General features: G+C 55.6%; 7 protein-coding genes, 1 tRNA gene and 1 rRNA gene. 6 read left to right on the top strand and 3 right to left on the bottom strand.

All coding sequences use genetic code 11. From position 1 onward, the window contains the following. The first annotated feature begins 72 nt into the window (after window positions 1–72). From G6Q29_RS09540 to G6Q29_RS09555, 4 genes are all read left to right on the top strand, one after another. Complete coding sequence (locus G6Q29_RS09540; protein ID WP_165465398.1) at window positions 73–1,374, top strand: anaerobic C4-dicarboxylate transporter; 1,302 nt, start codon at window positions 73–75, stop codon at window positions 1,372–1,374. Between the two features lie 113 nt (window positions 1,375–1,487). Continuing rightward, on the top strand, window positions 1,488–1,811 hold the full coding sequence (cutA, locus tag G6Q29_RS09545) for a divalent cation tolerance protein CutA (RefSeq protein ID WP_165465399.1): 324 nt from the start codon (window positions 1,488–1,490) through the stop codon (window positions 1,809–1,811). Next, window positions 1,787–3,490 (top strand): protein-disulfide reductase DsbD, encoded by a 1,704-nt coding sequence (locus G6Q29_RS09550; protein WP_165465400.1) that lies wholly within the window; start codon window positions 1,787–1,789, stop codon window positions 3,488–3,490. Before cutA ends, G6Q29_RS09550 begins: the two co-directional genes overlap by 25 nt. A 49-nt stretch (window positions 3,491–3,539) precedes the next feature. Next, window positions 3,540–4,115 carry a transcriptional regulator gene (locus G6Q29_RS09555; protein WP_165465401.1) on the top strand — a complete coding sequence of 192 codons (576 nt, stop codon included), beginning with the start codon at window positions 3,540–3,542 and terminating at the stop codon, window positions 4,113–4,115. On the opposite strand, the gene G6Q29_RS09560 is transcribed toward G6Q29_RS09555, so the two are convergent. Together G6Q29_RS09560 and G6Q29_RS09565 are read right to left on the bottom strand one after the other, a co-directional pair. Beyond that, window positions 4,112–4,702, bottom strand: coding sequence for a LysE family translocator (locus tag G6Q29_RS09560; protein WP_165465402.1), 591 nt, complete (start codon window positions 4,700–4,702; stop codon window positions 4,112–4,114). The genes G6Q29_RS09555 and G6Q29_RS09560 overlap by 4 nt on opposite strands. Window positions 4,703–4,739: 37 nt before the next feature. Beyond that, complete coding sequence (locus G6Q29_RS09565; RefSeq protein WP_047654584.1) at window positions 4,740–5,585, bottom strand: AraC family transcriptional regulator; 846 nt, start codon at window positions 5,583–5,585, stop codon at window positions 4,740–4,742. A gap of 169 nt (window positions 5,586–5,754) precedes the next feature. Between G6Q29_RS09565 and G6Q29_RS09570 the strand changes: the two genes are divergently transcribed. Continuing rightward, window positions 5,755–5,830 (top strand) — tRNA-Phe (locus tag G6Q29_RS09570). 113 nt (window positions 5,831–5,943) lie between these two features. Further along, entirely contained in the window at window positions 5,944–6,561 is a 618-nt protein-coding gene (locus G6Q29_RS09575; RefSeq protein ID WP_165465403.1) for a DUF2238 domain-containing protein, read from the top strand. A 107-nt stretch (window positions 6,562–6,668) separates the two neighbouring features. Here G6Q29_RS09575 and rrf read toward each other — a convergent pair. Beyond that, window positions 6,669–6,767, bottom strand: a 5S ribosomal RNA gene (rrf, locus tag G6Q29_RS09580); the annotation flags it as partial.

The raw sequence follows: 6,767 nt of genomic DNA on the forward strand, positions 1-6,767 counted from the left end.
CTTTTTTCTTTATGGGCGTTACCAAAACACAACAATTCAATATCAACTTGTTAATGAGCAAGGCAGGTCTTTATGTTTGGAGCAGAACTCGTCATCGTCCTGTTGGCGATTTATTTGGGCGCACGACTCGGGGGTATCGGCATCGGTTTTGCTGGCGGTCTCGGGGTGCTTGTACTTACCCTGATCTTTCAGATTAAACCCGGCGCAATCCCTTTTGACGTTATCGAAATCATCATGGCGGTTATTGCTGCTATTGCGGCCATGCAGGTCGCAGGCGGGATGGACTACCTGGTGAGCCTGGCGGAGCGTATGCTGCGTCGCCATCCGAAATACATCACCTTCCTTGCCCCGCTGGTGACCTGGTTTATGACCATTCTCGCCGGTACTGGCCATACTGCTTTCTCCACGCTGCCGGTAATCACCGAAGTGGCGAAAGAGCAGGGTATTCGCCCGTCTCGCCCTCTTTCTATTGCCGTGGTGGCCTCCCAGATTGCGATTACCGCCTCGCCCATTTCCGCAGCCGTGGTCTTCTTCGCGGGTATCCTTGAGCCGATGGGCGTAAGCTACCTGACGCTGCTGGCGATCTGTATTCCGGTCACGCTGATTGCGGTAATGATCACCGCCGTGCTATGTAACTTCCTCGGCGCCGAGCTGAAAGACGATCCGGTTTATCAGGAGCGTCTGGCAAAAGGTGAAGTGAGCCTGCGCGGTAGCCAGGTCTTCGCGCTGAAGCCGCATGCAAAACGCTCCGTGCTGCTGTTCCTGATTGGTATCGTCGCCGTGATGTTCTACGCGACCGCCATCAGCGACACGGTAGGCCTGATCCAGAACCCGGTTCTGCCGCGTAACGAAGCCATTGTGGTATTTATGCTGACCATCGCAACGCTGATTAGCATCACCTGTAAAATCGACACCAGCGAAGTGCTGAACGCCAGCACCTTCAAATCCGGTATGAGCGCCTGCGTGTGCGTGCTGGGCGTGGCGTGGCTCGGTGATACTTTCGTGAAAGCACACATCAGCGATATCCAGACCGTTGCAGGCGACCTGTTGCACAACTATCCGTGGCTGCTGGCGGTGGTGCTGTTCTTTGCCGCGACGCTGCTGTACTCCCAGGCCGCGACCACCAAAGCGCTGATGCCTGCGGCATTGATGCTGGGCGTGACGCCGCTGACGGCAATTGCCTCTTTTGCAGCGGTTTCCGCCCTGTTTGTTCTGCCAACTTATCCAACCCTGCTGGCCGCAGTTGAGATGGATGACACCGGCTCAACCCGTATTGGTAAGTACGTGTTTAACCACGCGTTCCTCATCCCAGGCGTGGTGGCGATTACGCTCTGCGTGATCCTCGGCTTTATCATCGGCGGCATTGTGCTGTAAACGGTTAGCCGTTGTAAAAATAGTTAAAAACGGGCCGCTCTGCGGCCCGTTTCATTAATGACCAACCGCCTTGCGTGATATAGTGAAGACTTTCGTGATGAGGAGGTCGACTTGTGAACACGCCTGATGCTGTTGTTGTACTGTGCACCGCCCCTGATGAAGCTTCTGCCCAGGATCTCGCCGCCAAAGTGTTGGCCGAAAAACTGGCTGCCTGTGTCACACTTCTTCCCGGTGCCACCTCCCTTTATTACTGGGACGGCAAGCTGGAGCAAGAGTACGAAGTCCAGATGTTGCTCAAAACCAACCTGATAAACCAGCAGGCGCTCCTCGACTGCCTCAAGTCTCATCATCCTTACCAAACCCCGGAGTTGCTGGTTCTGCCAGTGGTCCACGGCGATAACGATTATCTCTCATGGCTCAACGCTTCTTTACGCTGATCCTGCTGCTGTGCAGCACGTCAGTTTTTGCCGGGTTGTTTGACGCACCCGGCCGTTCGAACTTTATTCCTGCCGACCAGGCATTCGTTTTCGACTTTCAGCAAAACCAGCACGATCTCAGTCTCACCTGGCAGGTGAAAGAGGGTTACTACCTCTATCGCAAGCAGGTCAGCATCACGCCGGCAAAGGCTGACGTTGGCGCATTGCAGATGCCCGCTGGCGAGTGGCACGAGGACGAGTTCTACGGTAAGAGTGAAATTTATCGCCAGCGCTTAAGCGTACCCGTCACGGTGAACCATGCCGATAAAGGTGCCACATTAACGGTCACCTATCAGGGCTGCGCCGACGCCGGATTCTGTTACCCACCTGAAACAAAGGTCGTTCCGCTTAGCGAAGTGAAAGCGGCTGCCTCCCCTCTCCCCTCAGGGGAGAGGCCCAGGGTGAGGGGTGAAGGCGAAGCCGCTTCAGACCTTCCATTTTCAGCGCTTTGGGCATTACTGATTGGTATCGGCATCGCCTTTACGCCCTGCGTGCTGCCCATGTACCCGCTTATCTCTGGCATCGTGCTGGGCGGCAAGCAACGTCTTTCCACCGCCCGCGCGCTGTTGCTGGCCTTTATCTATGTGCAGGGCATGGCGGTAACCTATACGGCGCTCGGCCTCGTGGTCGCCGCTGCCGGGTTGCAGTTCCAGGCCGCCCTTCAGCACCCTTATGTGCTTATCGGACTGTCAGCAGTGTTTATTCTGCTGGCGCTGTCGATGTTTGGCCTGTTCACCCTGCAACTGCCTTCTTCCCTGCAAACCCGTCTGACGCTGATGAGCAACCGTCAGCAGGGTGGCTCTGCGGGCGGCGTGTTCGCCATGGGTGCCATCGCCGGGCTGATTTGCTCTCCCTGCACCACTGCGCCGCTGAGTGCCATCCTGTTATACATTGCCCAGAGCGGCAACCTGTGGCTCGGCGGCGGCACGCTTTACCTCTACGCGCTCGGCATGGGCCTGCCGCTGATCCTGGTGACGGTGTTTGGCAATCGTCTGCTGCCGAAGAGCGGTCCGTGGATGGAGACGGTGAAAACCGCGTTTGGTTTTGTCATTCTGGCGTTACCGGTATTCCTGCTGGAACGCATCGTAGGTGATGTTTGGGGTACGCGTCTGTGGGCGATGCTCGGCGTGGCTTTCTTCAGCTGGGCGTTTATCGTGAGTCTGGGAGCGAAGAAACCGTGGATGCGCATGCTACAGATCCTTCTGCTGGCGGCCGCGCTGGTGAGCGTCCGTCCGCTACAGGACTGGGCGTTTGGCACCCCGGCAGGTCAAACGCAGGCTCATCTGAATTTTATGCAGATTAAGAACGTGGATGACCTTAACCGCGCCCTGGCGCAGGCGAAAGGCAAACCGGTCATGCTCGATCTCTATGCCGACTGGTGCGTGGCCTGCAAAGAGTTTGAAAAATACACCTTCAGCGATCCGCAGGTACAGCGCGCGCTGAGCGGTACCGTTCTGCTCCAGGCGAACGTTACCGCCAACAGCGCGCAGGATAAGGCTCTGCTGAAACAACTTAACGTGCTCGGCCTGCCTACCATCCTGTTCTTTAATGAACAGGGGGAAGAACAGCTGACGCAGCGTGTAACCGGGTTTATGGACGCGACGGCATTCAACGCGCATTTGCGCAATCGCCAACCGTAAACAACACTTTAGACGGGACAAACCGTTGGGAATAGCGGAGGAGATAACCGTGCAACGCGAAGACGTACTGGGACAAGCCCTGCAATTGCTTGAGATTCAAGGGATCGCCAGCACCACGCTTGAGATGGTCGCCGACCGTATCGATTACCCTCTGGATGAACTTAAGCGCTTCTGGCCGGATAAAGAGGCGCTGCTGTATGATGCCCTGCGCTATCTCAGCCAGCAGGTGGATATCTGGCGCAGGCAACTGATGCTGAATGAAGACCTGACCACCGAGCAAAAGCTGCTGGCGCGCTATACCGCACTGACGGAGTGTGTAACCAACAACCGTTACCCTGGCTGTCTGTTTATCGCCGCCTGCACCTACTTCCCCGATCCCGGGCACCCCATCCATCAACTGGCAGATCAGCAAAAACGAGCCGCGCACGAGTTCACACACGAGCTGCTGACCACCCTTGAAGTGGATGATCCGGCGATGGTCGCGAAGCAGATGGAGCTGGTGCTGGAAGGTTGCCTGAGCCGCATGCTGGTGAACCGTAGCCAGGCGGATGTGGATACGGCGCACCGTCTGGCGGAAGATATTTTGCGGTTTGCGCAGTGTCGTATGGGTGGTGCTCTGACCTAAGCCAGCATTCCCGTCCAGGCGGAAATAAACAAACACAGCGCCATCGCGCGTTGAAATCGCACCATCGCCACGGTGGTGCGGAAAATCCGGTTCACCGCCTTCCCCAGCCATGCCCAGCACAACAAACAGGCCACGGAGATCGCCAGAAACCCTAGCGCCATCAGCGCGATATCCCGAAATGCATGGTCGCTTGCCGGAGCAAACAGGCTGACAACTGCCAGCGCCATCATCCACGTTTTTGGGTTTACAACCTGTAATAACGCCGCCGCCCGCGCGGTAAACCGGACAGGGTGTCTGGAGGAGAGATTCGCGGCCGGGGCGCTAAATAGCTGCCAGCTCATCCAGGAAAGCCACAGCACGCCCGCCCAGCTCATTACCTGACGTATCAGCGGATACTGGCGTAACACTTCTCCTGCCCCTGCGCCTGAAACCAGAACAATAGCGCTGGCGGCAATACACCCGCCCAGGATCGCAGGAACCGTATTTTTTACGCCAAAGTGCTGGCTGTTAGCCAGTACCAGAATATTGGTTGGCCCTGGTGTAATCGAGGCGACAAATGCAAACAGCAGAAAGGGTAATAAATTCACAGGTGACTCCTTTTTTATTAGAGCCACGAATGTGCCGTTATTTTCTGGAAACGTCTGGAAGGTTTGTGCACAACCGACGATAGTGTGCCGGAGAAATACGGTATGCCCGCTGGAACCAGCGACCAAGATGGCTTTGATCGGCAAAACCCACTGCCGTCGCAACATCAACAGGCAGTTCCCCACACGCCAGCATCTGCCGAGCCTTTGCCAGGCGCAGCTGGATAAGCCAGGCGTGCGGTGCCAGGTGAAATTCGCGCTTAAAACAGCGGGTGAGGGTAAAGCGATCCGTACCCGTCTCGCGGGCAAGGTCTGATAGCCCCACGTTCTCGCCGATATGCGCATAGAGATAGTCGCGGGCACGATGCGCCACAGCGGAGCTTTGTAATTGCGACGGAAGTTTCTTACGCCAGTGGCAGTGGGTAGTTATCTGAGAGAGCAGGTTATCCATTGTGCTCTGTTGGACGATCTTCATCTCATCGTTATGCAACGAGGCAAATGTATCACCGATAGCGCGCACCAACTGAGGCTCTCGCGTCAGCGTCTGGGCAAAGTGGAGGGTGTAACTCCCGGGAGTAGAGTCATACAGCCCTTGAAGCGTACGGGTGAGCCAGTGTTCATCCAGATAAAAGGTCAGATAAGTAAAGCCACCCTCTACCGGTGCATCACCGTCATGTATCTCACCAGGCTCAAGTAAAAAAGCATCGCCCGGCTGGCTACGGTGGCGTTCACGGCGACAGTGGAACTGCTGCGTACCGGAAAGGGTTATTCCGACCAGATAGCTGTCATGCCAGTGGGGATCAAAAGCATGTCCTTCGAAATGCGCCTTAATTGTCTCAATACCTGTTTCTGCATGCTGACGCAGCTCAAGCCAGTCGTTTGCCATACTGCCCTCCTCTTACCGTCAGCATTGTCACATCTTGCCTGAACTGTCTGGAAGATTTGTGCAATTCCAGGGCACAAACGGACAGATTGCCGCAAACTTAAGCAGTTGAACAGCTTTTCCCGAAATAATGTTGACGATCGCGCGCGATTGCGGTTTAATGCGCTCCGTTGCCCGGATAGCTCAGTCGGTAGAGCAGGGGATTGAAAATCCCCGTGTCCTTGGTTCGATTCCGAGTCCGGGCACCACTATTTAAAGAACCCAGCCTATGGCTGGGTTTTTGCTTTTCTGTATTCGCTACGCATTGAATTTTTCCATCTGTCAGGCAATAGTGTTTTTTTTTCCTGACAATGAAAATGATATGACGTTATCTGCTCTAAAAGGCGGGTCACTGCTCCTGCTGATGATCCTGATATATACCGGCCTCTTCACGAGCGACCGCGTCACCTGGTTGATGGAGGTGATGCCCGTCATTATCATCATCCCGCTTCTGCTCGCCACATACCGGCGATACCCTCTGACTCCTCTTCTCTATACCTTGATTTTCTTTCACGCCATCATTCTGATGATGGGTGGAATGTACACCTACGCAAAGGTTCCGGTGGGTTTTGACGTTCAGGAGATGCTCGGGCTTAGCCGTAATCCGTATGACAAGCTCGGTCACTTTTTCCAGGGGCTGGTTCCCGCACTGGCAGCGCGAGAAATTCTGCTGCGCGGTGGGTATGTTCGTGGACATAAGATGACGGGATTTCTGGTGTGCTGTGTTGCTCTGGCCATTAGCGCCACCTATGAACTCATTGAGTGGTGGGCAGCTTTGGCGATGGGACAGGGTGCGGATGATTTTCTGGGGACGCAGGGCGATCCATGGGATACCCAGTCTGATATGTTTTGCGCGCTGCTTGGTGCGTTAACGACGGTGCTGATCCTTGGGCGTTTCCATCAGCGGCAATTGCTTCGTTTGAATGTTTGTCAGGGATAGTACGCTCTGAGTTGCCGGGTGGCGGCTTCGCCTTACCCGGCCTACCGTTTTTCGACGTACAAACGCAAAAAGGCCATCCTTGCGGATGGCCTCTTCACTTGTTTGAGGCCTGGCAGTTCCCTACTCTCACATGGGGAGACCCCACACTACCATCGGCGCTACGGCGTTTCACTTCTGAGTTCGGCATGGGGTCAGGTGGGACCACC

This window comes from Enterobacter cloacae (genome assembly GCF_011078175.1).
GTDB lineage: Bacteria > Pseudomonadota > Gammaproteobacteria > Enterobacterales > Enterobacteriaceae > Enterobacter > Enterobacter cloacae_Q.

What these genes read in the sequence shown, in the direction of transcription:
- G6Q29_RS09540 (WP_165465398.1), top strand. Translation starts at nt 73, where the DNA reads ATGTTTGGAGCAGAACTCGTCATCGTCCTGTTGGCGATTTATTTGGGC.
- G6Q29_RS09550 (WP_165465400.1), top strand. Translation starts at nt 1,787, where the DNA reads ATGGCTCAACGCTTCTTTACGCTGATCCTGCTGCTGTGCAGCACGTCA.
- G6Q29_RS09565 (WP_047654584.1), bottom strand. Translation starts at nt 5,585, where the DNA reads ATGGCAAACGACTGGCTTGAGCTGCGTCAGCATGCAGAAACAGGTATT.
- G6Q29_RS09575 (WP_165465403.1), top strand. Translation starts at nt 5,944, where the DNA reads ATGACGTTATCTGCTCTAAAAGGCGGGTCACTGCTCCTGCTGATGATC.